Origin of the sequence: Methylobacterium carpenticola (assembly GCF_042748905.1) — a bacterium.
Taxonomy (GTDB): Bacteria; Pseudomonadota; Alphaproteobacteria; order Rhizobiales; family Beijerinckiaceae; genus Methylobacterium; species Methylobacterium carpenticola.
Map to the genome: position 1 here is coordinate 1,535,977 of NZ_JBHZEO010000001.1, position 24,663 is coordinate 1,560,639.

The following is a 24,663-nucleotide window of genomic DNA, read 5'->3' on the forward strand; positions in this document are numbered from 1 at the left end:
GGTCAGGCCTCCACCGCGCGGCCCTTGAGCGCGAACAGGCCGCGCGGGCGCTTCTGGATGAACAGCACGATGAAGACGAGGAGCAGGATCTTGCCGAGCACCGCGCCCGCATAGGGCTCCAGGAACTTGTTGGCGACGCCGAGGGTGAGCGCCGCGACGAGCGTGCCCCACAGGTTGCCGACGCCGCCGAACACCACGACCAGGAACGAGTCGATGATGTAGCTCTGGCCGAGATTGGGCGAGACGTTGTCGATCTGCGAGAGCGCGACGCCGGCGATGCCCGCGATGCCCGATCCCAGGCCGAACGTGAAGGCATCGACCCAGGGGGTGCGGATGCCCATGGCCGCGGCCATGCGCCGGTTCTGCGTCACCGCCCGGGTCTTCAGGCCGAAGGAGGTCGCCTTGAGGATCAGGTTGAGGCCGACGAAGACGGCGAGCGCGAACAGCACGATCCAGAGCCGGCCCCAGGTGATGGAGAGGCCGAACACGTCCACGGCCCCGGCCATGTAGGAGGGCGCGCCGACCTCGCGGTTCGTCGGCCCGAACAGCGAGCGCACCGCCTGCTGGAGGATCAGGCTGACGCCCCAGGTGGCGAGCAGCGTCTCCAGCGGCCGGCCGTAGAGGTGGCGGATGATGCCGCGCTCGATGACGACCCCGACCGCGCCCGCCACCAGGAAGGCGAGCGGGATGGCGATGGGCAGCGACCAGTCGAACAGGCCCGGCATCCGCTGGCGGATGACCTCCTGCACCAGAAAGGTCGTGTAGGCGCCGAGCATCACCATCTCGCCATGCGCCATGTTGATGACGCCCATCACGCCGAAGGTGATGGCGAGCCCGATGGCGGCGAGCAGCAGGACCGAGCCGAGGGAGATGCCGTACCACGCGTTCTGCAGGTTCGAGACGACGGCGAGGCGCAGTTCCACGCTCGCGATCGCCTTCGCGGCGGCGTCGCGGACGCCAGCCGAGGCGTCGGTCGAGAGGCCGCGCAGCATCGCGAGCGCGTCGCCGTCCCCGCGTCCCTGCAGCACCGCCACGGCGGCGATCCGCACGCCCTCTCCCGCATCGGGCTTGGCGAGGAGCGCCGCGGCGCGCGCCTCCTCGAGGGCGCGCTTCACGCCCGCATCCTTCTCGCCCGCGATGGCGGCTTCGAGGGCCGGCAGGGCGGCCACGTCGCGGGCCTTGAAGACCGCATCAGCCGCCGACCGGCGGGTGGCGGGATTCGGGGAGACGAGGTTGAGGCTACCCTGCGCCGCGTCGATCGCCCGGCGGACCCGGTTGTTCACGCGCACGGGCTTGAAACCGTCGCTGGTCGGGAGCGCCGCTCCGGTGCGGGCGTCGGTGGGGCCGCCGGCGCCCTGGATCGCCAGGACCTTGTCCTCGGGGCGGTAGAGGAGCTGGCCCTCGGCGAGGGCGCGCAACGTGGCGCCCGCCTTCGCGTCGCCGCTCGTCGCGAGCGCGGCGATGCCGGCCTCGATCTCCGAGTAGCTGTCGCTCGCGAGCCGGGCATAGGCGGCGTCGGCCGGGGACTGGGCCTGCACGGCGACGGCGCCGAGCGCGCACCAGGCCGCCAGGGCGAGGACGAGGGTGATCCAGCGGAGCATTCGGTTTCGTCCGAGGGGGCAGGAGGCAATGATCCGAGCGGGCATGGCCCGGAGCGGGATCCCCTCTCCCGGGCGGGAGAGGGGAAGCGCGCTTCATTCCCGGTTGGCGCGGGCGCGGGCGAGAAAGCCTGCGCCCCTGCGGCCACCGCTCACGCGCCGCCGCACTTCTTCGTCTTGGTGTTGTAGTTGCCGCAATTCAGCTTGACCCAGTCGGCTTCCAGGTCCTTGGAGCCGTCGAGCTCCTTCGACCACGCGTCGCCCGGGACCAGGCCTTCCGTCTTCCACACCACGTCGAACTGGCCGTCACCCTTGATCTCGCCGATGAAGACCGGCTTGGTGATGTGGTGGTTGGGCAGCATCTCCGAGGTGCCGCCGGTCAGATTGGCCTGCTTGGTGCCCGGGAGCGCCGCGATGACCTTGTCCGGATCGGTGGTTCCGGCCTTCTCGACCGCCTTCACCCACATGTTGAAGCCGATGTAGTGGGCCTCCATGGGGTCGTTGGTCACCCGCTTCGGGTTCTTGGTGAAGGTCTGCCACTGCTTGATGAACGCCTTGTTGTCCGGCGTATCGATCGACTCGAAGTAGTTCCAGGCGGCGAGATGGCCGACCAGCGGCTTGGTGTCGATGCCCGCGAGTTCCTCCTCGCCGACCGAGAAGGCGACGACCGGGATGTCGGTCGCCTTGATGCCCTGGTTCGCCAGCTCCTTGTAGAAGGGCACGTTCGCGTCGCCGTTGACCGTCGAGACCACCGCCGTCTTCTTGCCGGCCGAACCGAAGGCCTTGATCGCCGCGACCCGGGTCTGCCAGTCGGACTGACCGAACGGGGTGTAGTTGATCGAGATGTCCTCGGCCTTCACGCCCTTCGACTTCAGGTAGGCTTCGAGGATCTTGTTGGTGGTGCGCGGATAGACGTAGTCCGTGCCCTCCAGCACCCAGCGCTGGACCTTCTCCTCCTTCATCAGGTAGTCGACGGCCGGGATCGCCTGCTGGTTCGGGGCGGCGCCGGTATAGAACACGTTGCGCTCGCTCTCCTCGCCCTCGTACTGGACGGGGTAGAACAGGATCGAGTTCAGCTCCTTGAACACCGGCAGCACGGACTTGCGCGACACGCTGGTCCAGCAGCCGAACACCGCCGAGACCTTGTCCTTCGCGATCAGCTCGCGCGCCTTCTCGGCGAAGAGCGGCCAGTTCGAGGCCGGATCGACCACGACCGCTTCGAGCTTCTTGCCGAGCACGCCGCCCTTCTTGTTCTGCTCATCGATGAGCATGAGCATGACGTCCTTGAGGGTCGTCTCGGAGATCGCCATCGTTCCCGAGAGCGAGTGCAGGATGCCGACCTTGATGGTCTCCTGCGCCGAAGCGGCGGTCGCCGTCAGGGCACCGAGCGCCATGCCGCCCGCCACCGTCGCGCGCGAGAGCCATGCCTTCCAGGACATCGTCATGTTTTCCGTTCCCCCGACCTGTTGTCCGGTCGTTCCCGCTTGCGCAAGCGATGTGCCAATTCCGCAAGCATTCAGGGCCGCGATCGCCCAAGGGGGAACCGGCCTCTGCGGGCGAACTGAGCAGTCGCGCGCCGGCTCCAGCCCACTTTCACGGCATCATGCCTGCATGCGCGGCAGAGGCGCAGCCCTCAGGCCCAGCCCAGGGCCCGGCTGATCGCCTCGGCGGTCGCCCGGATCTCGCCGGCCAGCCGCGGCACCCGCTCGTCGTCCAGGTATTGCACGGTGCTCGACACGCTCAGCGCCGCCACGATGGCCCCGCTCGCGCCGCGGATCGGCGCCGCGATGCAGCGCACCTCCGGCTCGTTCTCCTCCTCGTCGAAGGCGATGCCGTCGGCCGCGTAGCTCCGCATCCGGCCGAGCCAGGTCGCGAGATCGCGGTCGTGATGCGCGCCGCGGGCCTCGCCCACTTGGAAGAAGCCGCGCCAGCGCTCCTCGTCGAGGTCGAGGATCAGGGCCTTGCCGAGCCCCGTCGACCAGACCGGCTGGCGCTCGCCCACCCGCGAGCTGACCTCGATGCGCCGCCGCCCGGGGATCTTGTCGAGGTAGAGCGTCCAGTCGCCATCGAGCACGCCGAGATGGATCGTGTCCTCGCAGATGGCGGAGAGACGTTCGAGATGGGGGCGGGCGACCCGCGTCACCGTCACTGATTGCTGCGCCCGGAAGCCCAGCTCCAGGAGCTTCGGGCCGAGGCTGTAGCCCTCCCGCGGCACGAAGTTGAGGTAGCGCCGCTCGACCAGGGCCGCTGCGAGCCGGTGCGTGGTGCTGCGCGTGGTGCCGAGCGCCGCGGACAGGGCCGGCAGGTCGACGGCGCCCGCGGCCACCGCCTCCAGGATGTCGAGGCCGCGCAGCAGGGTCTGACTGCCGGAGGCGGACTTCTCCTCCGCCACGATTGACGGCTTCTCACCCATCCGCGTATGATCCCATATAAAGAAACACAGTCCCAATATATGGGATTTTGATCGCCCGACAACGGGCATCGGGGAGGACGGCGCGACGATGGAGTCTCGCGCGAGCACACCGGATCCAGCCGGCTCCGCTTCCGGAGCGACGGCATCCGGCCGCCTTCCTCCCTCTTTTTCCCGCAGCGCCGCGGCAGCGGCCGCGCGCAGCGTTCGCGGCGCGTCAGCGCCCTCCCTCCAGAGAGGATTGTGACTTCCATGAAGCTTCTGCGATACGGACCCGTGGGCCAGGAGCGGCCCGGTCTCCTCGATGCGGAAGGCCGCATCCGCGACCTCTCGGCTCACATCCCCGATATCGGGCCGGCCAGCCTCGATCCCGCCGCCCTCGCCGGCCTCGCCAAGCTCGCGCCCGAATCCCTGCCCGTGGTCGCGGGCGAGCCGCGCCTCGGCACGCCGGTGGCGCAGGTCGGCAAGTTCATCGCCATCGGCCTGAACTACGCCGATCACGCGGCGGAATCGAACCTGCCGATCCCCAAGGAGCCGGTCGTGTTCACCAAGGCGATCAGCTCGCTCAGCGGGCCGAACGACCCGGTGATGCTGCCCCGCGACTCGGTGAAGAGCGATTGGGAGGTCGAACTCGGGATCGTGATCGGCCGGCGCGCCTCCTACGTCGAGCAGTCCGAGGCGCTGAGCTTCGTGGCCGGCTACTGCCTCGTCAACGACGTGAGCGAGCGCGAGTACCAGATCGAGCGCGGCGGCACCTGGGACAAGGGCAAGGGCTGCGACACCTTCGGGCCGGTGGGGCCCTGGCTCGTCACCGCCGACGAGGTGGGCGACCCGCAGGCCCTCGACATGTGGCTCGACGTCAACGGCCGCCGCATGCAGACGGGCAACACCCGCACCATGATCTTCAGCTGCGCGGAGATCGTGTCCTATGTCAGCCGCTTCATGACGCTGATGCCCGGCGACATCATCACCACCGGCACGCCGCCCGGCGTCGGCATGGGCATCAAGCCCGAGCCCGTCTTCCTGAAGGCCGGCGACGTCATGACCCTCGGCATCGAGAAGCTCGGCACGCAGCGACAGGACGTCGTCGCGTGGCGCCGGGAGGGCTGAGGCGATGGCATCGCTCAACCGCTTCCAGGGCCGCAAGGCGATCGTCACCGGCGGCGCCTCCGGCATCGGCCTCTCCGTCGCCGGGCGGCTCGCCGCCGAGGGCGCCGCGGTCAGCCTCTGGGACATGAACGCGGAGGCCCTGGAGCGGGCCAGGGCCGAATCCGGGGCCGCGGACGTGCAGGCCCTCGACATCACCGATCCGGACCGCGTCGATGCCGCCATGCAGGCGAGCGTCGCGGCCCTCGGCGGGCTCGACGTGCTGGTTTGCAGCGCCGGCATCACCGGCCCCAATACGACGGTGCGGGACTACCCCACCGACGCGTGGCGGCGGGTGGTCGACGTCAACCTGAACGGGCTGTTCTACTGCAACCGCGCCGCCGTGCCGGTGATGGAGAAGACCGGCTACGGGCGGATCGTGAACGTCGCCTCGATCGCCGGCAAGGAGGGCAACCCGAACGCCTCGGCCTACAGCGCCTCCAAGGCCGCGGTGATCGGACTGACCAAGTCCCTCGGCAAGGAACTGGCCAAGACCGACATCCGGGTGAACTGCGTGACCCCGGCCGCCGTGCGCACCGCCATCTTCGACCAGATGACGCAACAGCACATCGACTTCATGCTCTCGAAGATCCCGCTCGGGCGCTTCGGTGCCATCGAGGAGATCGCGGCGCTGATCTGCTGGCTGTCGAGCGAGGAGGCCTCCTTCTCGACCGGCGCGGTCTTCGACGTGTCGGGCGGCCGCGCGACCTACTGATGGTCTCCGGGGCGGGCACGCCGTGCCGCTCCGGACCGGCCCACGGCCCGAACCATCACGGCTCGGCCTGCCGACGCGCCGCCTCCCGGCGGCGCGATCGGGCGGTTGCGCCCATCAACCGGCCACGAGCCGGATCCCGGAGGAATTCCCCCCAATGAGTGCGGCTCATCTCAGTGTCGCGGTCGCCGACGAGGCCGGCGCGGACGATACGATCCGGCGGCGCGTGCTCGCCAAGCTGCGGACGCGCATCGTCCTCTACTGCTTCGTCCTGTTCATCATCAACTATCTCGACCGCGTGAACGTCGGCTTCGCCGCGCTTCACATGAACCAGGATCTCGGCTTCACGGCGAAGATCTACGGGTTCGGGGCCGGCATCTTCTTCCTCGGCTACATCGCCTTCGAGATCCCGAGCAACATGATCATGCACCGGGTCGGGCCCCGGCGCTGGATCGCGCGGATCATGGTGAGCTGGGGCATCGTCTCCTGCGGCATGGCGGCGATCCAGGGGGAGTGGAGCTTCTACCTGATGCGCTTCCTGCTCGGGCTCGCGGAGGCGGGCTTCGTGCCCGGCGTGCTGCTCTACCTCACCTACTGGTTCCCGGCCCGCGACCGCGCCAAGGCCACCGCCGGCTTCATGACCGCGACGGTGCTCTCGACGGTCGTCGGGGCGCCGCTCTCGGGCTGGATCCTCTCCGCCAACCCGACGTGGTTCGGGCTCGCGGCCTGGCAGTGGCTGTTCATCCTCGAAGGCGCGCCCGCGGTGATCCTCGGTGTCGTCACCTACTTCTATCTCGTGGACCGGCCGCAGGACGGGCGCTGGCTCGACGCGGAGGAGCGGGCGTGGCTGATCGCCACCCTCGACCGCGAGAACCGCGAGGTCGCGCGCTCGGGCTCGCACGAGTTCGGCGTGATCTTCCGCGACTACCGGGTCTGGCTGCTGACGCTGGTCTACCTGTTCAACGCGGTCGCCGTGTACGGGGTGGTGCTGTGGCTGCCGCAGATCGTGCGCAGCATCGGCGGTCTGTCGGACTTCCAGACCGGGCTCGTGACGGCGATTCCCTTCGTGGCGGCGGCCGTCGGCCTCGTCGTGGTGGCGCGCAGTTCCGACCGCACCGGCGAGCGCAAGCTTCATACCGCCTTCGCCGCCCTTCTCGGCGGTCTTTTCCTGGGCTTGAGCGCGCTGGCGCCGAACCCGCTCGTCGGGCTCCTGCTGCTCTGCGTGGCGGCCTTCGGGGTCTGGTCGGTGCTCGGGGTGTTCTGGACCCTGCCGACGCAGTTCCTCACCGGCGCCGCGGCGGCGGGCGGCCTCGCGATGATCAACGGCTTCGCGCAGGTCGGCGGCTTCGCGGGCCCGTACCTCGTCGGCTGGATCAAGGACACGACCCAGAGCTTCACGCCGGCGCTCCTCACGCTGGCCGCGGGCCCGGTGATCGCCGCGCTCCTGTGCTTCGCGATCCGGCTGAGGCCGGCCGCGAAGGCCTGAATCGCCGGGCGAGGCGCGGGAGAACCCGCGCCTCTTCCGGCAAGGGGCGAATGGTGCGGCCCGGATGGGAGTGGGCCTCCCACCGCGATGAACCCGCCTGCGGTCACGGCGCTCAGCGATCCGACTTCGCCCCCCTCGCCTCCCGCTCGAGGTATCCCGGGGTCACGGGCACGATCTGCGCGAAGACGGCCTCGGCGGCCTTCTCCTCCTTAAGCGACTGCTTCAGCAGCGCGACGTCCTGGATGTGGCCCGCCGCCTCGGCGATCGCGATCAGGGAGGTGTCGGCGGCGATCGCGGAGGTCTCGACCGAGTAATCGGTGTAGAGGTTCTTCAGAACCTCGTCCGTGGTCACGCTGTGAACCAGCGCCGCGACGTTGCCGGCCGTCTGCGTCACCACGTCCTTGAGGAGGGAGCGGTCCTCGCCGTGGTTGTGCAGGATGTCGGCGAGCGGCATGATCTGCTGGTCGGTCTCGCTCGTGTGCAGGCGCAGGGCCTGGATCAGGTCCGGATCATGCCGGTAGCGCTCGATCTGGCGCTCCAGCATCTGCACCGCCTGCTTCTCCAGCGCGTGCGTGTTGCGCAGGGCCGCGATGTCGGTGGTCTGAACGGCGTCGTTGCCGGCGAGGCTCGCCTGCGCCTACGTCACGGTCTCGGCCATGACGGAGTTCCGGTTCGGTTGGCTTCGGGGCCAGTACCGGCCGGACAACCGTTCGAGCTTGGCGCCCGGATGGGCACCGTGACGAAACCGCGCGCAGGCGGGATCATCCGGGAGTGGCGGCGGCGGCCGGATCGTGTATAGGAAAGGCCACCCTGCCGTGCATGGCGGGGCTTTTCGCTTTGGACGACCGCGCTGGACGACATCCCGGCCCGGCCGCATCCGAGGCGGGAGCGGCCGACCGGGCCGCATCCCATTCCACCATCGAGTCAGAAGGACACGCGATGTCGATCACGGCGGAGCGCAAGACCGCGCTCATCAAGGAATATGCCCGCGGCGGTGACGATACCGGCTCGCCGGAGGTGCAGGTCGCGATCCTCACCGAGCGGATCGCCAACCTCACCGGGCACTTCAAGTCCCACACGAAGGACAACCACTCGCGCCGCGGCCTGCTCAAGCTGGTCTCGCAGCGCCGGTCGCTCCTCGACTACCTGAAGCGCAAGGACGAGGCGCGCTACCGCACCCTCATCGAGCGCCTCGGCATCCGCCGCTGAGAGCGACGGCACGCGCGGTCCGGATTCCGGGCCGCGTTTTCGCTTGAGGGACCGCCGCGGCGGGTCCTCGAGCGCGGTGCGCCCGCCTCCGAGGCCGGGACGCGCCCCGAGTGGGCCGGAATGGGTCCGGCCGCTCATTTCCGGGGACCCTGCGGGCGTCACCGCCAGGGCAGGATCGCCAGGGGCTTCGACCCGGCCGCACACGGCCGCTGAGCCTCTCGCCGTCTTGCACTGGCGCCGCCCCTCCCCGGACGACCGCATGAAGGCATGACGACATGTTCGACGTACAACGTGAAGAGCTGCTCTGGGGTGGACGCAAGCTGGTTCTGGAGACCGGCAAGGTCGCCCGCCAGGCGGACGGAGCCGTGGTCGCCACCTACGGCGAGACCACCGTGCTGGCCACCGTGGTGTCGATGAAGGAGCCCAAGCCCGGCATCGATTTCCTGCCCCTCACGGTGAACTACCAGGAGCGCGCCTACGCCGCCGGCCGCATCCCGGGCGGCTACTTCAAGCGCGAGGGCCGTCCCTCCGAGAAGGAGACCCTGGTCTCCCGCCTCATCGACCGCCCGATCCGCCCCCTCTTCGTCGAGGGCTGGCGCAACGACACCCAGGTCGTCGTCACCGTGCTCTCGCACGACCTTGAGAACGATCCCGACATCGTCTCGATGGTGGCGGCCTCCGCCGCGCTCACCCTCTCGGGCGTGCCCTTCATGGGCCCGATCGGTGCGGCCCGCGTCGGCTACATCGGCGGTCAGTACAAGCTGAACCCGGTCGTGCAGGAGATGGAGGGCTCGACCCTCGACCTCGTCGTGGCCGGCACCGAATCCGCCGTGCTGATGGTCGAGTCCGAGGCGAAGGAACTGCCCGAGGACGTGATGCTCGGGGCCGTGATGTTCGGCCACAAGCACTTCCAGCCGGTCATCGAGGCGATCATCCGCCTCGCCGAGAAGGCCGCCAAGGAGCCGCGCGACTTCCAACCGACCGACCTCTCCGCCGTCGAGAAGGCGGTGCTCGAGGTGGGTGAGGCGGAACTCCGCGACGCCTACAAGAAGACGATCAAGCAGGAGCGCTACGCCGCGGTCGACGCCGTGAAGGCGAAGGTGACGGCGGCGCTCGCCCCCGAGGGCGGCGAGGCGAAGTTCGAGCCCGAGAAGATCAAGGCCGCCTTCAAGGAGGTTCAGGCCAAGGTCGTGCGCTGGAACATCCTCGACACCGGCTCGCGCATCGACGGCCGCGACGTCCGCACCGTGCGCCCGATCGTCTCGCAGGTCGGCGTGCTGCCGCGCGCCCACGGCTCGGCCCTGTTCACCCGCGGCGAGACGCAGGCCCTCGTGGTGGCGACCCTCGGCACGGGCGATGACGAGCAGTTCATCGACGCGCTGGAAGGCACCTACAAGGAGACGTTCCTCCTTCACTACAACTTCCCGCCCTATTCGGTGGGCGAGACGGGCCGCATGGGCTCCCCGGGCCGCCGCGAGATCGGCCACGGCAAGCTCGCCTGGCGCGCGGTTCACCCGCTCCTGCCGGCGGCGCACGAATTCCCCTACACGATCCGCGTCGTGTCGGAGATCACCGAGTCGAACGGCTCCTCCTCGATGGCGACGGTCTGCGGCTCGTCGCTGGCGCTGATGGATGCGGGCGTGCCCCTGCGCCGTCCGGTGGCGGGCATCGCCATGGGCCTGATCCTGGAAGGCGAGCGCTTCGCGGTGCTCTCCGACATCCTGGGCGACGAGGACCACCTCGGCGACATGGACTTCAAGGTGGCCGGCACCGAGGAGGGCGTCACCTCCCTCCAGATGGACATCAAGATCGCCGGCATCACCGAGGAGATCATGCGGGTCGCCCTCGACCAGGCGAAGGAGGGCCGCGCCCACATCCTGGCCGAGATGGCCAAGGCGCTGACCGCGGCCCGGCCCGAGCTCGGCGAGCACGCGCCGCGCATCGAGACCATGCAGATCCCGACCGACAAGATCCGCGAAGTCATCGGCACGGGCGGCAAGGTCATCCGCGAGATCGTGGAGAAGACCGGCGCCAAGATCGACATCCAGGACACCGGCATCGTCAAGATCGCCTCGTCCGACGGCAAGGCCATCAAGGCAGCCTACAACTGGATCCGCTCGATCGTGGCGGAGCCGGAAGCGGGCATGATCTACGACGGCACGGTCGTGAAGACGATGGAGTTCGGCGCCTTCGTCAACTTCTTCGGCGCCAAGGACGGCCTCGTCCACATCTCGGAACTCGCCGCCCAGCGCGTCGCCAAGGTCACCGACGTGGTGAAGGAGGGCGACAAGGTGAAGGTGAAGTTCCTCGGCCAGGACGAGCGCGGCAAGATCCGCCTCTCGATGAAGGTCGTCGACCAGCAGACCGGCGAGGACATCACCGAGAAGCTGAAGGCCGAGCGCGACGCCGACCGCAACCGCGAGCGGCAGTCCCGCCAGGGCGCGGGCGAGTAAGCCTCCGCCTCTAAAGGACCGGTATGATGCGAGCGCGGCCCGAAAGGGCCGCGCTTCGCGTTTGGGGCCCATCGGGAGTCGCGGTTCTCGTCGGCCCCCTTTTCAGCGGTCCCTTGGCCGCAGGGACGGAACGGCGCCGCTTCCGCCGCGTTCGCCCCTCGAACCCCGACAGGATCCCGCAGAAAGGAGCCCATCGCCCATGTCGAACGCGATCACGGACGTCTTCCACGGCGACGTCAATCTGAGCACCAAGGAGCGGGCGATCTCCGTCGTGCTCGGCCTCGGCCTCGCCGCGGCGGCGGCCCAGCCGCGCCCGAACAAGTGGCTGAGCTTGGCCGTGCTGGTCGGCGGGTCGCTGCTGGCGATCCGCGGCGCCACCGGCCATTGCGCCGCGAAGGCCCTGCTGGAGCACCAGCCGGACCGCGGCTACCAGGCCTGACGGTCCCGCACGATCGAGGTGAGGTAAGGGCGCCCGCGGGCGCCCTTACCGTTTCAGGCGTAGGTGGTGAGGGCGACGCCGCCCACTTGGAGCGCCACAGAGCGGTCGATGTGCTCGCGCACCGCCGTGAGGCGGGCTTCGATGGCGAGGCGGCGGGCCTCCTCCTCGCCGTGGATCGAGACCGAGAACTTGCGCTGGATCTTGCGGCCCTCGGCATCGTCCCAATAGGCGACCCAGAACGCGGTGCCGCTCGGCTTGCGTACGAAGCGCGAGACGCCCGGCAGCCCCGAGCGGCAATTCCGGCGCGGACGCAGGCGGCGCATCAGCGCCAGCCCCTCGCGTCCGCACACGGCGGAGCCGGCGGCGAAGCGCTCGGCCTCGCTGCGGGAGCCGGCCGAGCCGCCGTGATGCTCGTCCGCGAAATGACGCGTGACGACGCCGCCGTCGCGCAAGGCGGTGACCATCCACCCGGCGCCCTGGCCGTGGGAGGGATCCTCGATGCGCAGGATGGAGGCGGGCGGTGCCGCCGGGCCGAGCGCCTCGCGCGCAGGGCGACGGTGCCGGGACGACGCCCCGGTGGAGACAGGTGACATGCGGGATCTCCAAGGCGGCCGTCCGATGTCTCTCGGACGCGCCGGCCGATCAGGTTTCGTGCGGAGGACGGGTCACGAAACCTGCGGAGGCCCGCGGGGGGACGCTGCGGAGAGGAAGGGACGGAACGACGGCCGCTCGACCGCGAGGGCGATCCGCCACCAGCGCGGGCAGGATCCCGGCAGGGCGACGGACGCCAGATCGACCCAGGCCGACGACGTCCCGGCCGAGAGACAGCCGGGCGCGGAGCGCTCGTCGTCATCGGCGAAGATCAGGCCGCCGAGCGCGGCCCACGGCGGCGTGCCGCCATGGTGGCGGCCCGCCGTGGTCGCGTGGCCGGGCGGGCTGCCGATCGGTGCGCCAGACCAGCCGTCCGCCGCCGCCACAAGGGCGGCGAACAGGAAGAACAGCTTCAGGAGCAGAGAGATTCGCCGCACCGACGGACACCCTTGGCGGATCGCCAGATTAGCATCGCCCCTGCCCCGGTGTCACCCGAAGCGGAAGAGCGACGCGGCTGCCGGGCCCTGGCTGGCAGCCGCGTCGGGACCCGTCAGTAGGTCGTGGTGCGGCGGCTCTGGATGAAGCCCCAGATCGCCAGGACGACCACGGCGCCGACCACGGAGGCGATCAGGCCCGCGCCCTGGTTGGGTCCGTACCAGCCTACGGCCTGACCCAGAAAGGTGGCGACGAAGGCCCCCACGATGCCGAGGACCGTGGTGAGGATGAACCCGCTCGGCTCGTTGCGGCCGGGCATGATGAACTTGGCGATGACGCCGGCGATGAAGCCGATGATGATGGTCCAGAGGATCGACATGAGGGGATCGCCTTTCGGCCTCGCTTGAGGATTTCCCGAGCAACGCGCGGGAAGCGCGAGGGTTGCGTGGCCGTAAGCTTGTCGGCGGAGGTCGCAGCGTGAGATGACGGCCGCCCATCGCCCAGGGAGGCCCGCATGTCCGACCCCGCGCACACCCTCACGAGCCTCGACGCGCTCGAGGCTCTGTACGGCCGCCCCGACCAGCGCTCGGTGGTCAAGGAAACGCGCGAGCTGACGGCGCCCTACCGGGCCTTCGTGGAGGCGGCGCCCTTCGCCGTGCTGGCGACGCGGGGGCCGGAGGGGCTCGATTGCTCGCCCCGGGGCGACGGGCCCGGCTTCGTGCGGGTCGCCGATTCGCGGACACTCCTCCTTCCCGACCGGCGCGGCAACAACCGGATCGATTCGCTGCGCAACATCCTGGCCGATCCGGCCGTGGCGCTGCTCTTCATGATCCCGGGCATCGGCGAGACCCTGCGGGTGAACGGCACCGGGCGGATCTCCGTCGATCCGGACCTCATCGCCGCCTGCGCGGTTCAGGCGCGGGCGCCGCGCTCGGTGCTGGTGATCCGGGTCGAGGCCGTCTTCTTCCAGTGCTCGCGGGCGGTGGTGCGGGCGGATCTGTGGAACCCCGCGGCGCGGGTGCCCCGCGCAGCCGTGCCGACGGCCGGCACCATGCTGGCCGCCGCGAGCGGGAATCACCACGGCGGGGCCGCCTACGACGCGGATCTGGCGGATCGGGTGCGCGCGACGCTCTACTGACTCTTTACGGCAGCCCCCCGGCGACGGCACAAGGCGGGCGGCGCCGCGCCCCGCGGCCCACGACCGAGAGATCAGGACGACACGATGAGCATCCAACGGATCGAGACCGGCACGCGGATGAGCCAGGCTGTGGTTCACAACGGCACGGTCTATCTCGCCGGGCAGGTCGGAGAGGCGGATGGCGTCGCGGCCCAGACGCAGGAGATCCTCGGCGAGATCGATGCCCTGCTCGCGCAGGTCGGCTCGGCGAAGGAGAAGATCCTCTCGGCCACGATCTACCTCGCCGACATGAGCACCTTCGCCGAGATGAACCGGGTGTGGGACGCCTGGGTCCCGGCCGGCCACGCCCCGGCCCGCGCCACCGTCGAGGCCAAGCTCGCCGGCCCGCAATACAAGGTCGAGATCTCGATCATCGCCGCCCTGGAGGCCTGAGAGATGGGACGATCCCTCCTCCGTCGCAGCCTGATCGCCGCGGCCTGCCTCATGGCCGGATGGGCCGCGGCATGGCCGGTCGCGGCGGAGGAGCGGGTCGTCAACATCTACAACTGGTCGGACTATATCGACCCCAAGATGCTCGACGCGTTCACCCGCGAGACGGGCATCAAGGTCGTCTACGACACCTACGACACGAACGAGATCGTCGAGACGAAGCTGCTCGCCGGCAAGTCGGGCTACGACATCGTGGTCCCGTCGGGGCCCTTCCTGCAACGCCTGATCCGGGCCGGCGCCTTCCAGCCCCTCGACAAGGCCAAGCTGCCGAACCTGAAGAACGCGTGGCCGGAGATCACCGCACGGCTCGCCGCCTACGATCCGGGCAACGCCTTCGCGGTCAACTACATGTGGGGCACGACGGGGATCGGCGTGAATGCCGCGCAGGTGCGCGAGCGGCTCGGCCCCAACCAACCGCTCAACACCTGGGACATCGTCCTACGGCCCGAACTCGTCGCCAAGCTCAAGGATTGCGGCGTCACGATGCTCGATGCCCCCGAGGACCTGTTCCCGAACGTGCTCGCCGCCCTCGGCCTCAAGCCCGATTCGAAGCGGATCGACGACCTGAACCAGGCCGGCGAAGTCCTGTTCCGCATTCGCGGCGCAGTGCAGAAATTCCACTCCTCCGAGTACATCAACCAGCTCGCCAACGGCGACGTCTGCCTCGCGGTGGGCTATTCGGGCGATGTGCTGCAGGCTCGCAGGCGGGCCCAGGAGGCCAAGAACGACGTCGACGTCGTCTACCTGATCCCCCAGCAGGGCGCGCTGATGTGGTTCGATTCCTTCGCGATTCCGAAGGATGCGGCGCATCCGGCCGAGGCCCACGCCTTCATCGACTTCATGCTGCGCCCCGAAGTGGCGGCGGCCAACACCAACTTCGTGTCCTACGCGAGCGGCAACCTCGCCGCCAAGCCGCTGGTCAAGCCCGAGATCCTGTCCAATCCGGGCATCTACCCGGACGAGGCGACCTTCAGGCGGCTCTTCACCAACACCGCCTACGACGACCGCACCCAGCGCGTCGTGACCCGGCTCTGGACCCGGGTCCGCACCGGCAAATGATCTCCGGCAAATGATCTCCGGCAGATGATCTCCGGCAGATGATCTCCGGCAGATGATCTCCGGGGAGAGCGCGGCGCCCGGGACCCGGTCGTCCCCGGACCAAGGGGCAATGCTGCCCTTCATGGGCCTGTGCTAAGCATCTTATGCCGAACCGGTCGCCGGTTCGGCAGCGGCGATGCTGCAGAAGCAAGAAACTCGGCAGAATCGCCTCATGCGGTTGTGCTGAACAGGGAGACGACGAAGTGCGCCGAAGCGGCGGGCCGATCCCGCCGAACGACGTCTTCGCCGGATTGCGCTGGAGCGTGCCGGCCATGCTTGACGCCTGCGAACCCGTCCTGCTGGTCCTGAGAACCGCCGAGGAAGGGCCGCTCCGCATCGGCGGCCTGCTGCGCGGCCTCGGCTATCGCGTGCTCGACGCGATCGAGCCGCATCGTCTCGCAGGTCCGGCGCGGCCGGGCTTCGGGCTGGCGATCATCGACCTCGTGCTTGTGAGCCCGGCGATGGGCCGCTCGCCCGGCCTGTCCGGGATCCTCACCCGCCTCATGATGGCGTGGCCCGACCTGCCGGTCATCGTGCTGCCCAGCGAGCCGCCAAGCCCCCCGCCCTGCATCCACGGCGACGCGCTGGATGCGCTCTGCAACGGGGTCGACGCGATCATCCTCGCCTCGGCGGAGCGCCGTGCGGCCTCGGCCCTGCGGATGCGCGCGTCCTGACTCCATGGCGACCGAAGCCGCGACGGCCCCGCCCCCCGACCGCCAGCACCTTGCGGCGAGGCGGCGCTTGCGTCCAGGAAGGTGGTCGTCCCGCCCAACGCCAGGGAGAAGCCGGCCGTGAACGTGCTCGTCGTCGACGACCATCCCATCGTGCTCCAGGGTTGCCGCCGCGTGCTGGAGGATGCGGGCGTCGAATCCGTCCACGAGGCGACCGGCATCGTCGCCGGCTACCGCAGCTTCCACCGCCACCGGCCGGACATCGTCGTCGCCGACCTGACCTTCCAGGGCGCCGCCCTGAAGGGCCTCGATCTGATCCGCCGCATCCGTGCCGTCGCGCCCGCAACGCGCATCCTCGTGTTCAGCATGCACGATGACCCGGTCATCGTCGCCCGGGCGCTCGACAGCGGCGCGATGGGCTACGTGCTCAAGGATACCGCCTCCGCGGAGCTGCACCGCGCCTTCGAGCGCGTCCAGGCCGGCGAGCCCTATCTCGATCCCGCCCTCGCCGCCGAGGTGGCGCTGGTCCGCACGGCACCGCGGGCGGATCCGCTCGCCGGCCTCACCCCGCGGGAGCGCCAGATCCTCGCACTCCTCGGCGCGGGGCGCTCGCATGGGGCGATCGCCGAGGATCTGGCGGTGAGCTACAAGACCGTGGCGAATGCCTGCTCGCAGATGCGCCACAAGCTCGGCGCCCGCAGCCTCGCCGATCTCATCCGCATCGCCGTCCAGGCGACCGAGCGCGCCCGCTGACCCCCCTGCCGGCGCCCCACGTGGGTTCTTGAAAAATCAGTTAACCGAAGATTTCCGCCTCCTATCCTCCAGTTAAACCCGAGAATCAATACAGTCTATATCCGCCCCGTTTCGCGATCATATTCCTGCCTTGTTCGGCCCTATGTTGCGCCGCCTCAACGAACAAAAACGGGAATGCGAAATGGTTTCGAAGGCCAAGCTGGCGCTCATCTGTCTCACCGCGGCCTGCGGCATCGGTGCGACGCTACAAGCCAGCACGCCTGCCTCGGCTCAGTCCGGGGCCGCCTCGTGGTACGGCCCGGGTTTCCAGGGTCGGCGCACCGCCAACGGCGAGCGCTTCAACACCCACGCCTACACGGCCGCGCATCGCAGCCTGCCCTTCGGCAGCCGCGTGCGGGTCACCAACACCACCAATGGCCGGTCCGTCGTGGTGCGCATCAACGACCGGGGTCCCTATGTGGGCGGCCGCGTGATCGACCTCTCGCAGGCCTCCGCCCGGGCGATCGGCATCCAGGGCGTGAGCCGGGTCCGCCTCAGCCGGCTCTGACGGCATCCATCACTGTCCCGCCACGGGAACAGCCAGAAAACGCCAAGTTTTGGTGCGCGGCATCGGAACTGTTCGGGCGCAGTCGAGGTTGAGGGAGCACATCTTCATCATACGGTTGCGTCCGAAGGGGGTTCCATGCCGTCGAACGACACGCGTAGGCGCCGTCGCGGATTGATGCTGGCCCTGGCGTCGGGATGCGTGCTGATCTCCACGGCGGCGGGCGTGCAGGCCGCCGACGAGGGCGGACTCGGCGGTCTCTTCCAGTCCCTGTTCGGCGGCGGGCCGGCCCAGACCGCCGCGCCGGCGCCGATGGCGGCGCCCGTCCCGATGAGTGAAGCCGCTCCGCGCCTGCGCCGCCGCTGGGCCACGCGCAACCGCTCCGCGGAAGCGCGGGCCGCCCTGCGCAACCGGGCCCGCTACGTGGCACTGCCGAAGGCCGGTCCGGTCGAGAAGGTCGATCCCACGAAGCCGGTCGCCATCGAGCGGATCACCAGCCCCTCCCAGGCCCGCGCCGCGCTGATGCGCGACCCGACCCTGCGCCCCGGCGACATCGTCATCCTCCCCGAGGGGCCGCGGGTGTTCATGGGCGAGGCCGGCACCACCAAGCACCGCGCGAGCGAGTTCGAGGATGTGCGCCACTCCCGCCTCGTGAATGCCCAGACCCGGCGCCAGCTTCTGGCGATGACCACGCCCGCCGGCGCCCTGCCGGCCGATGAGGCCCGCAAGGTGATGGCCCGCCTCACCCGCCGCGGCGCGAAGCCGTGGAGCCAGCCCGCGGAGGCGCGGACCGAGACCGCGATGCGCGTCGTCTACCCGGCGCGCTGAAGGCCCGGCCTTACGGGCGAGTGCGGCGGCGCGCCGCGCTGCGGCAATGCGGCTGGGGGATTGCCGACCGTTGGTTGCGTCAAGCCCGCCCGCCCTTGCTAGGGTGCCCGACCGGTCCCGCGTGGTCGACACCTCCCAGAGTTCATCGATGGTCAAATGGTTGCCGGTCGTTGCCGTCGCGGCCTTCCTTGCGGCGTCGCCTGCCTCCGCCGCGGAAGGCAGCCAGCTCGTGGCGCAGTGCAAGAGCCTCCTGCGCAATGCCAAGCAGCGCGGCGACACCCTCGACTACCGGCAGGATCCCGACACGGTGAGCTGCTTCTCGTTCATGAGCGCGGTCCAGAACCTCGCCGTGGTGGCCGAGGGCCCGGGCGTGCCGCCGCTGCTCGGCACCTGCCTGCCGCCGGACGGCACGCTGCTGCAGCTCATCCAGGCGGTGGTGAACTACGGGACCAAGCATCCGCCGGCCCAGCGCGAGACCGCGGGCGTTCTCGCCCTGCTCGCCCTGCGCGACGCCTATCCGTGCAAGAAGGGCTGACACCAGGGGCTGAGCCTCCGCGCCCGATCGCGCAGGGTGCGCGAAAGTTCCCGACCAATATTTCGCCTCGCCACGCTTGCCGCCCGGGCCCTGCCTGCTCATGTCAGGACACTCTGCGGGAGTATAAGCCCCGCTTGCCAACCGGAGGACGCGCATGGCCAAGGCCGACAAGCATCACATGGGTCCGGGAACGCAGGGCAAGGGCTCGGGCACTGGAGCGATGACCGAGCTTCCGGACGGAATTCTTCCCGAGAACATGGTGCTCAAGAACCGCGACAAGTCCCAGCACAGCGATGAGCGCGGCCTCGACAGCAAGTACGTGCAGACCGAGCAGTACCAGGACCACGCCGCCAACCGGCGCGACTTCGACGAGAACGGTGCGCCGCGCGGGGGGCGGTCCACGGGCGGTGACAACACCAGTGGCACCGGGGCTCCGATGACCACGGTCTCGGGCGACGACAGCAGCCTGACGAGCCAGCACCGGCGCTGAGGCGCCCAACGAGAACCGGAATGTCCGCCCGGCCATGCGCCGGGCGGATGCCGGCTCCCCGCCCCAACCCGTGGCGGCTCCCGGCACTCTGAGGCACAAGGCCGCAACCGCGGCGCTCGCCGCGGGGGCATCGCGGGAGGACGCGGCCGGTGGGACTGCTCTACGCGCTCGGCGCCTACCTGAGCTGGGGCCTGCTGGTCCCCGTGCATTTCCGCCTGCTCGACGGCGTGTCCCCCTGGGTGATCCTCGCCCATCGCATCCTGTGGTCGGGCGTGTTCGTGCTGGGGCTGCTCTGGCTGCTTCGCCGCCGCCGGACCCGCTTCGTGCCCGGATGGCGCCACGCGCTGCTCGCGGTCTCGGCGCTCGTGATCGCCATGAACTGGTCGCTCTATCTCTGGGCGGTGCAGAACGGCCGGATGCTTGATGCCAGCCTCGGCTACTTCATCAATCCCCTCGTGGCGGTGGCGCTCGGCGCCTTGTTCCTCGGCGAGCGGCTGCGCCCGCTCCAGGCGGCGGCGGTCGGGATCGCGAGCCTCGGCGTCGTGATCGCGGTGGTCGCGGCGGGCACCTTCCCGTGGATCGCCCTCTCCCTTGCGGTGAGCTTCGCGGTCTACGCGCTGATCCGCAAGCTGGTGCCGATCGACCCGATCCTCGGCTTCTGTGCCGAGACCTTCGTGCTGCTGCCCGCGGCTCTCGCCTATCTGACGGTCTTCGCGCCCGGTTCCGCCTCCCTCGGGGTCCTCGACGGGCGGACGGTGGCGCTGCTGCTGCTGACCGGCCTGACCACCTCGGTGCCGCTGATGTGGTTCGCGGCCGCGGCGGGGCGGCTCAAGCTGTCGACGCTCGGGCTGATGCAGTATCTCGCCCCGTCCTGCCTGCTCGGTCTCAGCGTGCTCGTCTACGGCGAGACCCTGGAGCCGGTTCGCATCGCGGTGTTCGCCCTCACCTGGGTCGCGCTCGCCCTCTACGCTTTCGATGCCGTGCGGCCGGTGCGCGGACCGATTACGCCGACGCCCCGACGCTGCCCGGGCTGAGCGCGTCCCATCGCGAATGCGGAGCGGCGTCCGCTTGCAGGCCGACCGGGCGCCGCTCCGAACCGGTCAGCGGCGCCCGCCCCGCTTGGCGCGCCTGACCTTGCGCTTGGCCGGCGCCGTGGCGCGCTGCATGCAGGCCATGTAGATCTGGCGGCCGATGACATAGGGGCCGAGCGCCTGCGGATCCGGCGTCGTGAACACGCGCGCCCGCGCCTCGTCGCGGCAGGCCTTGTCCTGGGGGCTGGTGATCGGCTGCGCCTGGAGCGCCCCGGCTCCCGCCAGCAGCAACCCGGCTGCGATTATCCCTCTCGCGAGTACCCGCACACGCCCCTCCCCCGATGGCGCGAAGCCGCGCGATGGCGCGGTCTGCGCGTCAACCCATGGGCCATCGGTCCGGGCCGGATCAACCCCGGCCGCGGACCAATCCCCGGCCCTCTGCGCACCGGCATCTTTCGCCGAGGCGGGACGCCGAACGGCACCGCCTCATGCGGCGCTGCTCAAGGCAGCAGCGCGCCCTGCGTCTCCACGTAGACGGCGTAGACGGAGGTGCTCGCGGTCATGAACAGCCGGTTGCGCTTGACGCCGCCGAAGCAGAGGTTGGCGCAGGTCTCGGGCAGGTGGATCTTGCCGATGAGGTCGCCGTTCGGGGCGTAGCAGCGCACGCCGTCCTCCGCCGGGTCGGCCCAGCCCATGCTGCACCAGACGTTGCCGTCCTCGTCGATGCGGACCCCGTCGGTGAAGCCGGGCGCGAAATTCTCCGCGAAGACCCGGTTGCCGGTGAGCCGCTCGCCCTCCACCGTGAAGACCCGGATGTTCGCCGCCCCGCCATGGGTGGCGCCGCTGTCCACGACGTAGAGCAGGCGCTCGTCGGGGGAGAAGGCGAGGCCGTTGGGCCGGCCCATGCCCTCGACCACCACGCTCGCCCGGCCGCTGCGCGGATCGAGGCGGTAGACCCGCGTGGGCAACTCGGCCGGCGCCCGGTGGCCCTCGTAGTTGCCGTCGATGCCGTAACCCGGATCGGTGAACCAGATCGTGCCGTCGGAGGAGACGACGACGTCGTTCGGCGCGTTGAGCGGTTTGCCCTCGAACGCGTCGATGAGGGTCACGATGCGGCCGTCATGCTCGGTGCGCGTCACCCGCCGGGCATCGTGCTCGCAGCTGATGAGCCGGCCCTCCCGGTCGCGGGTGTTGCCGTTGGTGTAGTGCGAGGGCGTGCGGAACACGCTGACATGCCCGTCCTCCTCCAGCCAGCGCATCAGCCGGTTGTTGGGAATGTCGCTCCAGATCAGGTAGCCGCCGTCGCGAAAATAGACCGGCCCCTCCGCCCAGCGGAATCCGGTGGCGATCCGCTCGATGGCGGCGTTCCCCACCTTCGCCTTGAAGCGCTTGTCGAGGACCTCGACGCGCGGATCGGGATAGCGGGTGCCGGGCAGGTTGCCGAGCGGAAGCCGCTCGGCGCGGGCGGGCGCCGGGATCGAGGCGGCCGTGAGCGCGCCGGCGCATGCGGCAGCGCCCGCGAGGACGTCGCGTCGGTTCATCATCGTTCTGTTTCCTCCCGTCCGTGTCGGACGGGAGAGACATAGATCGGGGCGGCGGCGCGTCCCGCCCCGGATCACAGAAGCCCGAGAGCGGCGAGTTCCCGGCGCATCGCCTCCGGCATCGCCGCGAGCCCGGCCTCCGCACCGGAGCCGCCGAGATCGCGCGGTGCATCCGCGGCCGGGAGGTAGCGCCAGCCCTGAAACGGACGGCAGGGGCGCGGCTGCACCGGGGTCACGCCGGGATCGAGAACGAGCCGGCAGCGTCCGACGCCGTCCGCATCCACGAAGGGCCGGATCGCCAGGATCGGCTGGCGGCAGGCGACGTGCCCCTTGATCACCCAGTAGAGCGAGCCCGCTCCCGCGATCTCGCCGGCCCGCTTCGGGATCATGCGGGTGGTGTGGACCTGCTCGAAGGGCGTGCCGGCCCGGGCCGCCAGTTCGCGCCGCTCCGCGATCCAGGTCTCGAGATCGCGGATGGATTCGCAGCCGACGCAGAGCTTGAGAAGATGGAGGGCCATGACGCTGTGGCTCGGGCTCCGGGCCGCATCGGCCCGCAAGGCGGGGTTTTCCGTGTCGCCGGGCCGATGCAACGGGCCCCGATGCCCTTGGCCCCGGATCGTGGCGGCGGCGAGGCGGCCGCCGCGCGATCAGCTGAACCGGAGGAGCCTCTCGCGGACGGCAAGCGCGTCGATATCGGCGAAGACGTCGGAGAGGGAGGCCGGCGCGGAGTCGCGGACCTCGGGCTCGTCGTCCTGCGGCGGGGCGACCGGTCGGAGGGCGGTCGGCGGCGGGCTTGGCACGAAGGCGAGATCATCCCCGACCGGCGGGCTCGGCACGAAGGCGAGATCGTCCCCCACCAGGGCCGTATCCGCCAGGATGCGCCGCGGCGGCGCTGCGGGGATCGACGGGAGCACCGCCGTCGCGATCATCGCGTCCACGTCGCTCTGCGCGAGATCGACGCGCGCGGGGACCGGCTCGGGCGCGGGCGCCACGGCGTCCTCCTCCGCCCCCCAGATCTCGATCATCGCCGTCAGGCGCTGCTCCAGGTAGCGGAGCGTGTTGACGATGCGGCTTGTGCGCTGGGCGGTGAGGTCCTGGAAGGAGCAGGCCGTGTAGATCTGCGTCGCCTTGTGGTCGAGGGCATCGCAGACCCGCGGGTCGGCGCCGCCCTCCCGCAGGGTCCAGGCGACCTCCTGCACCTCCTCGGCCGCCTCCAGGATGTCGGAAGTCGCCCGCTCGGTCGCCCGCACGATGGCGTCGAGGGCCTCCGAGGCGGCCTCCAGGCGGCTCTGGTCGTGGTCCGGGGCCTGGATCGCGGCGATCTCGACCTTGGTGCGGCTGATGGCCTTGACCATCTCGACGAGGTCGACCCGCATCCGGTCCATCTCGGGCGCCGGCCGCTCGGCGGTGATCAGGGATTCGATGCGCCCGATCGCCGTGAGCAGCCGCTCGGTGTCGTCGCCGCGGTTGCGGCGCGCGAACTCGGCGAGGAACCACCGGCCACGGGCCGTCTCCATCAACGCGGATTCGATGATGCCGTACTCTTCCGCGCCGGCCGTCGGGAGCGAGGTGAACCCTGCCATCGTGTCGTGTCCCGGGGCTGAAAGGGGGCTCGGCGAAGCAACCGAACCCTTGACATCCCGGTGTTAAGATCGGCTTACGCGCGCTCCGCCCGAATCGCCCGAAGGTCCCTCCCCGCCGATGCATCCGGTTTCCCTGGCTCCCGGCCTGCGGCTCGGCCTGCTCTATGCGGTGATCTTCGCGGGCATCGGGGTGGCGATGCCGTTCCTGCCCCTGTGGCTGGCGAGCCTGTCCCTCGGGCCCGACCTCATCGGCGCCCTCGTCGCGCTGCCGATCGCCGTGAAGATCGCTGCGACCGCGCCCCTGATGGCCCTGATCGACCGCGGGGTGACGGCCCGCGCGCTCCTCGTGACGGGGAGCCTCGGCCTCGCCCTCACCTACGGCGCCATGCCGGCGGCGGCGGCGACCGGCTGGCCGGTCCTGGCGCTCCTCATCGCACTCAACGCGGTGGCGGCGGCATCGCTGGTCCCGGCGGTCGATTATCTCAGCCTCGCGGCGGTGCGCCGCGACCCGTGCCTCGCCTATGCGCGGATCCGCCTCGGCGGTTCGCTCGGCTTCCTCGCCGCCAGCCTCGCGGGCGGCTGGCTTCTCGGCCTCGTCGGCGAGCGGGCCGGGGTCACGGCCTTCCTGGCCGGGCTCGGCCTCGTCTCGGCGACGGGCAGCGCCCTGCTGGCGACCGGCGCGGGGGGCGAGCGTCCCCCGGAGCGGCGCCCGGCCGCCGGGATCCGGCTGCCGGCGGCGCTCCGGCTCGCCATCGCGGCCGGGGCGAGCATCCAGGCGAGTCATGCGGCGGTCTACGCCTTCGGCAGCATCCACTGGGCGGCGCTGGGCCTCTCCGCCCCGATGATCGGCACGGCCTGGGCGGTCGGCGTCGTCGCGGAGATCGCGTTCTTCGCCCTGGTGAGCCGCATCCCGCCGCTGCGCGACGCTCCGTTCCGCCTCCTCGCCCTCGGGGCCGTGGCGGCGCTCCTGCGCTGGGCCGGCCTCGTCGGCCTGTCCGCCGCACCGGCCGCCGTGCTGCCGCTGCAGGTGCTGCACGGGCTCACCTTCGGGGCGACGCAGCTCGGCGCAATGGGCGCCCTCTCGCGCCTCGCCCCCGAGGGCGCGCGGGGCCGCGCGCAGGGCTCCTACGCGGCGGCCTCGGCCCTCGCCTCGGCCTCCGCCACCCTCGCAAGCGGCGCGGCCGTCCAGGCGGGCGGGCCGCTCCTCGCCTTCGCGTTGATGGTCCCGGCCGCCGGCCTCGGGCTCGGTCTCGCGCTGGCGGCCGCGAAACGGGCCTGAGCTGGCAGCGCTGACGCCGCCGATGCGCTCCCCGAGCAAAGTTCCGCCCGCCTTCCCGCGCGACGGGAGTGAAGCGGACGGAGATCCGGGGCCCCGCACGCCAGGTCGCGGAGCGTCCGCCTGTCCGCAACGGCGCGAAGATTGCGCCACTTTGCTGGTATTTATTTGTGTCCGATCCCGGATGCAATTCCTGTGACGCTCTGG

At 70.4% G+C, this 24,663-nt stretch carries 28 protein-coding genes; 17 read left to right on the forward strand and 11 right to left on the reverse strand.

Translation table 11 applies throughout. From position 1 onward, the window contains the following. Window positions 1-2: 2 nt before the first annotated feature. The 3 genes from urtB to ACE101_RS07395 all read right to left on the reverse strand — a co-directional run bounded on the left by urtB (window position 3) and on the right by ACE101_RS07395 (window position 4,011). Window positions 3-1,601 carry an urea ABC transporter permease subunit UrtB gene (gene urtB, locus ACE101_RS07385; RefSeq protein WP_379127367.1) on the reverse strand — a complete coding sequence of 533 codons (1,599 nt, stop codon included), beginning with the start codon at window positions 1,599-1,601 and terminating at the stop codon, window positions 3-5. 149 nt (window positions 1,602-1,750) lie between these two features. Further along, the gene (urtA, locus tag ACE101_RS07390) at window positions 1,751-3,037 is read right to left on the reverse strand and encodes an urea ABC transporter substrate-binding protein (RefSeq protein ID WP_379138518.1); all 1,287 of its coding nucleotides are present in this window, start codon (window positions 3,035-3,037) and stop codon (window positions 1,751-1,753) included. A gap of 194 nt (window positions 3,038-3,231) precedes the next feature. Further along, on the reverse strand, window positions 3,232-4,011 hold the full coding sequence (locus ACE101_RS07395) for an IclR family transcriptional regulator (protein ID WP_379127369.1): 780 nt from the start codon (window positions 4,009-4,011) through the stop codon (window positions 3,232-3,234). A gap of 249 nt (window positions 4,012-4,260) precedes the next feature. On the opposite strand from ACE101_RS07395, the gene ACE101_RS07400 reads away from it, so the two are divergent. The 3 genes from ACE101_RS07400 (at window position 4,261) to ACE101_RS07410 (ending at window position 7,352) form a co-directional block, all read left to right on the forward strand. Continuing rightward, on the forward strand, window positions 4,261-5,118 hold the full coding sequence (locus tag ACE101_RS07400) for a 2,4-didehydro-3-deoxy-L-rhamnonate hydrolase (RefSeq protein WP_379127372.1): 858 nt from the start codon (window positions 4,261-4,263) through the stop codon (window positions 5,116-5,118). Window positions 5,119-5,122: 4 nt separating this feature from the next. After that, entirely contained in the window at window positions 5,123-5,869 is a 747-nt protein-coding gene (locus ACE101_RS07405; RefSeq protein WP_379127375.1) for an SDR family NAD(P)-dependent oxidoreductase, read from the forward strand. Between the two features lie 154 nt (window positions 5,870-6,023). Further along, the gene (locus tag ACE101_RS07410; RefSeq protein ID WP_379127377.1) at window positions 6,024-7,352 is read left to right on the forward strand and encodes an MFS transporter; all 1,329 of its coding nucleotides are present in this window, start codon (window positions 6,024-6,026) and stop codon (window positions 7,350-7,352) included. A 112-nt stretch (window positions 7,353-7,464) separates the two neighbouring features. Here ACE101_RS07410 and ACE101_RS07415 read toward each other — a convergent pair whose 3' ends face one another. Next, window positions 7,465-7,944 (reverse strand): DUF892 family protein, encoded by a 480-nt coding sequence (locus ACE101_RS07415; RefSeq protein WP_379138521.1) that lies wholly within the window; start codon window positions 7,942-7,944, stop codon window positions 7,465-7,467. Window positions 7,945-8,291: 347 nt separating this feature from the next. On the opposite strand from ACE101_RS07415, the gene rpsO reads away from it, so the two are divergent. The 3 genes from rpsO (at window position 8,292) to ACE101_RS07430 (ending at window position 11,453) form a co-directional block, all read left to right on the forward strand. After that, window positions 8,292-8,561, forward strand: coding sequence for a 30S ribosomal protein S15 (gene rpsO, locus ACE101_RS07420; RefSeq protein WP_379127380.1), 270 nt, complete (start codon window positions 8,292-8,294; stop codon window positions 8,559-8,561). Between the two features lie 275 nt (window positions 8,562-8,836). Beyond that, complete coding sequence (gene pnp / locus ACE101_RS07425; RefSeq protein ID WP_379127383.1) at window positions 8,837-11,014, forward strand: polyribonucleotide nucleotidyltransferase; 2,178 nt, start codon at window positions 8,837-8,839, stop codon at window positions 11,012-11,014. 199 nt (window positions 11,015-11,213) lie between these two features. Beyond that, window positions 11,214-11,453: a YgaP-like transmembrane domain gene (locus ACE101_RS07430; RefSeq protein WP_379127386.1), complete on the forward strand. Its 240-nt coding sequence runs from the start codon at window positions 11,214-11,216 to the stop codon at window positions 11,451-11,453. A gap of 53 nt (window positions 11,454-11,506) precedes the next feature. Here the strand turns inward: ACE101_RS07430 and ACE101_RS07435 are convergent, their stop codons facing one another. The 3 genes from ACE101_RS07435 to ACE101_RS07445 form a co-directional block, all read right to left on the reverse strand. Beyond that, complete coding sequence (locus ACE101_RS07435) at window positions 11,507-12,046, reverse strand: AP2/ERF family transcription factor (protein WP_379127389.1); 540 nt, start codon at window positions 12,044-12,046, stop codon at window positions 11,507-11,509. Between the two features lie 72 nt (window positions 12,047-12,118). Further along, window positions 12,119-12,481 (reverse strand): hypothetical protein, encoded by a 363-nt coding sequence (locus ACE101_RS07440; RefSeq protein ID WP_379127392.1) that lies wholly within the window; start codon window positions 12,479-12,481, stop codon window positions 12,119-12,121. Window positions 12,482-12,594: 113 nt separating this feature from the next. Further along, complete coding sequence (locus tag ACE101_RS07445; RefSeq protein WP_379127394.1) at window positions 12,595-12,858, reverse strand: GlsB/YeaQ/YmgE family stress response membrane protein; 264 nt, start codon at window positions 12,856-12,858, stop codon at window positions 12,595-12,597. Between the two features lie 135 nt (window positions 12,859-12,993). Here ACE101_RS07445 and ACE101_RS07450 point away from each other — a divergent pair, with 135 nt between their 5' ends. From ACE101_RS07450 to rarD, 10 genes are all read left to right on the forward strand, one after another. Then, window positions 12,994-13,617, forward strand: coding sequence for a pyridoxamine 5'-phosphate oxidase family protein (locus ACE101_RS07450; RefSeq protein ID WP_379127396.1), 624 nt, complete (start codon window positions 12,994-12,996; stop codon window positions 13,615-13,617). 84 nt (window positions 13,618-13,701) lie between these two features. Then, window positions 13,702-14,049 (forward strand): RidA family protein, encoded by a 348-nt coding sequence (locus tag ACE101_RS07455; RefSeq protein WP_379127399.1) that lies wholly within the window; start codon window positions 13,702-13,704, stop codon window positions 14,047-14,049. 3 nt (window positions 14,050-14,052) lie between these two features. Further along, complete coding sequence (locus ACE101_RS07460) at window positions 14,053-15,165, forward strand: polyamine ABC transporter substrate-binding protein (protein ID WP_379127401.1); 1,113 nt, start codon at window positions 14,053-14,055, stop codon at window positions 15,163-15,165. A gap of 242 nt (window positions 15,166-15,407) precedes the next feature. After that, window positions 15,408-15,878: a hypothetical protein gene (locus ACE101_RS07465; RefSeq protein WP_379127403.1), complete on the forward strand. Its 471-nt coding sequence runs from the start codon at window positions 15,408-15,410 to the stop codon at window positions 15,876-15,878. Between the two features lie 117 nt (window positions 15,879-15,995). After that, a complete protein-coding gene (locus ACE101_RS07470; protein WP_379127405.1) occupies window positions 15,996-16,628 on the forward strand; it encodes a response regulator in 633 nt (210 codons plus the stop codon). Window positions 16,629-16,809: 181 nt separating this feature from the next. Then, a complete protein-coding gene (locus tag ACE101_RS07475; protein WP_379127407.1) occupies window positions 16,810-17,175 on the forward strand; it encodes a septal ring lytic transglycosylase RlpA family protein in 366 nt (121 codons plus the stop codon). A gap of 135 nt (window positions 17,176-17,310) precedes the next feature. Next, window positions 17,311-18,000: a hypothetical protein gene (locus ACE101_RS07480; RefSeq protein WP_379127410.1), complete on the forward strand. Its 690-nt coding sequence runs from the start codon at window positions 17,311-17,313 to the stop codon at window positions 17,998-18,000. Window positions 18,001-18,148: 148 nt separating this feature from the next. After that, window positions 18,149-18,535, forward strand: coding sequence for a Rap1a/Tai family immunity protein (locus ACE101_RS07485; RefSeq protein WP_379127412.1), 387 nt, complete (start codon window positions 18,149-18,151; stop codon window positions 18,533-18,535). Between the two features lie 154 nt (window positions 18,536-18,689). Then, the gene (locus ACE101_RS07490) at window positions 18,690-19,025 is read left to right on the forward strand and encodes a hypothetical protein (RefSeq protein WP_379127415.1); all 336 of its coding nucleotides are present in this window, start codon (window positions 18,690-18,692) and stop codon (window positions 19,023-19,025) included. 149 nt (window positions 19,026-19,174) lie between these two features. Beyond that, window positions 19,175-20,059, forward strand: a complete 885-nt coding sequence (rarD, locus tag ACE101_RS07495) for an EamA family transporter RarD (RefSeq protein ID WP_379127418.1) — start codon at window positions 19,175-19,177, stop codon at window positions 20,057-20,059. Between the two features lie 66 nt (window positions 20,060-20,125). Here rarD and ACE101_RS07500 read toward each other — a convergent pair whose 3' ends face one another. The 4 genes from ACE101_RS07500 to ACE101_RS07515 form a co-directional block, all read right to left on the reverse strand. Further along, the gene (locus ACE101_RS07500) at window positions 20,126-20,347 is read right to left on the reverse strand and encodes a hypothetical protein (protein WP_379127422.1); all 222 of its coding nucleotides are present in this window, start codon (window positions 20,345-20,347) and stop codon (window positions 20,126-20,128) included. Window positions 20,348-20,556: 209 nt separating this feature from the next. After that, entirely contained in the window at window positions 20,557-21,600 is a 1,044-nt protein-coding gene (locus tag ACE101_RS07505; RefSeq protein WP_379127425.1) for an SMP-30/gluconolactonase/LRE family protein, read from the reverse strand. A 71-nt stretch (window positions 21,601-21,671) separates the two neighbouring features. Further along, on the reverse strand, window positions 21,672-22,115 hold the full coding sequence (locus ACE101_RS07510; RefSeq protein WP_379127427.1) for a DUF1489 family protein: 444 nt from the start codon (window positions 22,113-22,115) through the stop codon (window positions 21,672-21,674). A gap of 129 nt (window positions 22,116-22,244) precedes the next feature. After that, window positions 22,245-23,180 (reverse strand): hypothetical protein, encoded by a 936-nt coding sequence (locus ACE101_RS07515; RefSeq protein WP_379127429.1) that lies wholly within the window; start codon window positions 23,178-23,180, stop codon window positions 22,245-22,247. 118 nt (window positions 23,181-23,298) lie between these two features. Between ACE101_RS07515 and ACE101_RS07520 the strand changes: the two genes are divergently transcribed. Then, window positions 23,299-24,459 (forward strand): MFS transporter, encoded by a 1,161-nt coding sequence (locus ACE101_RS07520; RefSeq protein WP_379127431.1) that lies wholly within the window; start codon window positions 23,299-23,301, stop codon window positions 24,457-24,459. Window positions 24,460-24,663: the final 204 nt, after the last annotated feature.

Bases quoted from the DNA above. Each gene is read 5' to 3' on its own strand.
- urtB (WP_379127367.1), bottom strand. From the start codon at position 1,601: ATGCTCCGCTGGATCACCCTCGTCCTCGCCCTGGCGGCCTGGTGCGCG.
- urtA (WP_379138518.1), bottom strand. From the start codon at position 3,037: ATGTCCTGGAAGGCATGGCTCTCGCGCGCGACGGTGGCGGGCGGCATG.
- ACE101_RS07395 (WP_379127369.1), bottom strand. From the start codon at position 4,011: ATGGGTGAGAAGCCGTCAATCGTGGCGGAGGAGAAGTCCGCCTCCGGC.
- ACE101_RS07400 (WP_379127372.1), top strand. From the start codon at position 4,261: ATGAAGCTTCTGCGATACGGACCCGTGGGCCAGGAGCGGCCCGGTCTC.
- ACE101_RS07405 (WP_379127375.1), top strand. From the start codon at position 5,123: ATGGCATCGCTCAACCGCTTCCAGGGCCGCAAGGCGATCGTCACCGGC.
- ACE101_RS07410 (WP_379127377.1), top strand. From the start codon at position 6,024: ATGAGTGCGGCTCATCTCAGTGTCGCGGTCGCCGACGAGGCCGGCGCG.
- rpsO (WP_379127380.1), top strand. From the start codon at position 8,292: ATGTCGATCACGGCGGAGCGCAAGACCGCGCTCATCAAGGAATATGCC.
- pnp (WP_379127383.1), top strand. From the start codon at position 8,837: ATGTTCGACGTACAACGTGAAGAGCTGCTCTGGGGTGGACGCAAGCTG.
- ACE101_RS07430 (WP_379127386.1), top strand. From the start codon at position 11,214: ATGTCGAACGCGATCACGGACGTCTTCCACGGCGACGTCAATCTGAGC.
- ACE101_RS07435 (WP_379127389.1), bottom strand. From the start codon at position 12,046: ATGTCACCTGTCTCCACCGGGGCGTCGTCCCGGCACCGTCGCCCTGCG.
- ACE101_RS07445 (WP_379127394.1), bottom strand. From the start codon at position 12,858: ATGTCGATCCTCTGGACCATCATCATCGGCTTCATCGCCGGCGTCATC.
- ACE101_RS07450 (WP_379127396.1), top strand. From the start codon at position 12,994: ATGTCCGACCCCGCGCACACCCTCACGAGCCTCGACGCGCTCGAGGCT.
- ACE101_RS07455 (WP_379127399.1), top strand. From the start codon at position 13,702: ATGAGCATCCAACGGATCGAGACCGGCACGCGGATGAGCCAGGCTGTG.
- ACE101_RS07460 (WP_379127401.1), top strand. From the start codon at position 14,053: ATGGGACGATCCCTCCTCCGTCGCAGCCTGATCGCCGCGGCCTGCCTC.
- ACE101_RS07475 (WP_379127407.1), top strand. From the start codon at position 16,810: ATGGTTTCGAAGGCCAAGCTGGCGCTCATCTGTCTCACCGCGGCCTGC.
- ACE101_RS07480 (WP_379127410.1), top strand. From the start codon at position 17,311: ATGCCGTCGAACGACACGCGTAGGCGCCGTCGCGGATTGATGCTGGCC.
- ACE101_RS07485 (WP_379127412.1), top strand. From the start codon at position 18,149: ATGGTCAAATGGTTGCCGGTCGTTGCCGTCGCGGCCTTCCTTGCGGCG.
- ACE101_RS07490 (WP_379127415.1), top strand. From the start codon at position 18,690: ATGGCCAAGGCCGACAAGCATCACATGGGTCCGGGAACGCAGGGCAAG.
- ACE101_RS07505 (WP_379127425.1), bottom strand. From the start codon at position 21,600: ATGATGAACCGACGCGACGTCCTCGCGGGCGCTGCCGCATGCGCCGGC.
- ACE101_RS07510 (WP_379127427.1), bottom strand. From the start codon at position 22,115: ATGGCCCTCCATCTTCTCAAGCTCTGCGTCGGCTGCGAATCCATCCGC.
- ACE101_RS07515 (WP_379127429.1), bottom strand. From the start codon at position 23,180: ATGGCAGGGTTCACCTCGCTCCCGACGGCCGGCGCGGAAGAGTACGGC.
- ACE101_RS07520 (WP_379127431.1), top strand. From the start codon at position 23,299: ATGCATCCGGTTTCCCTGGCTCCCGGCCTGCGGCTCGGCCTGCTCTAT.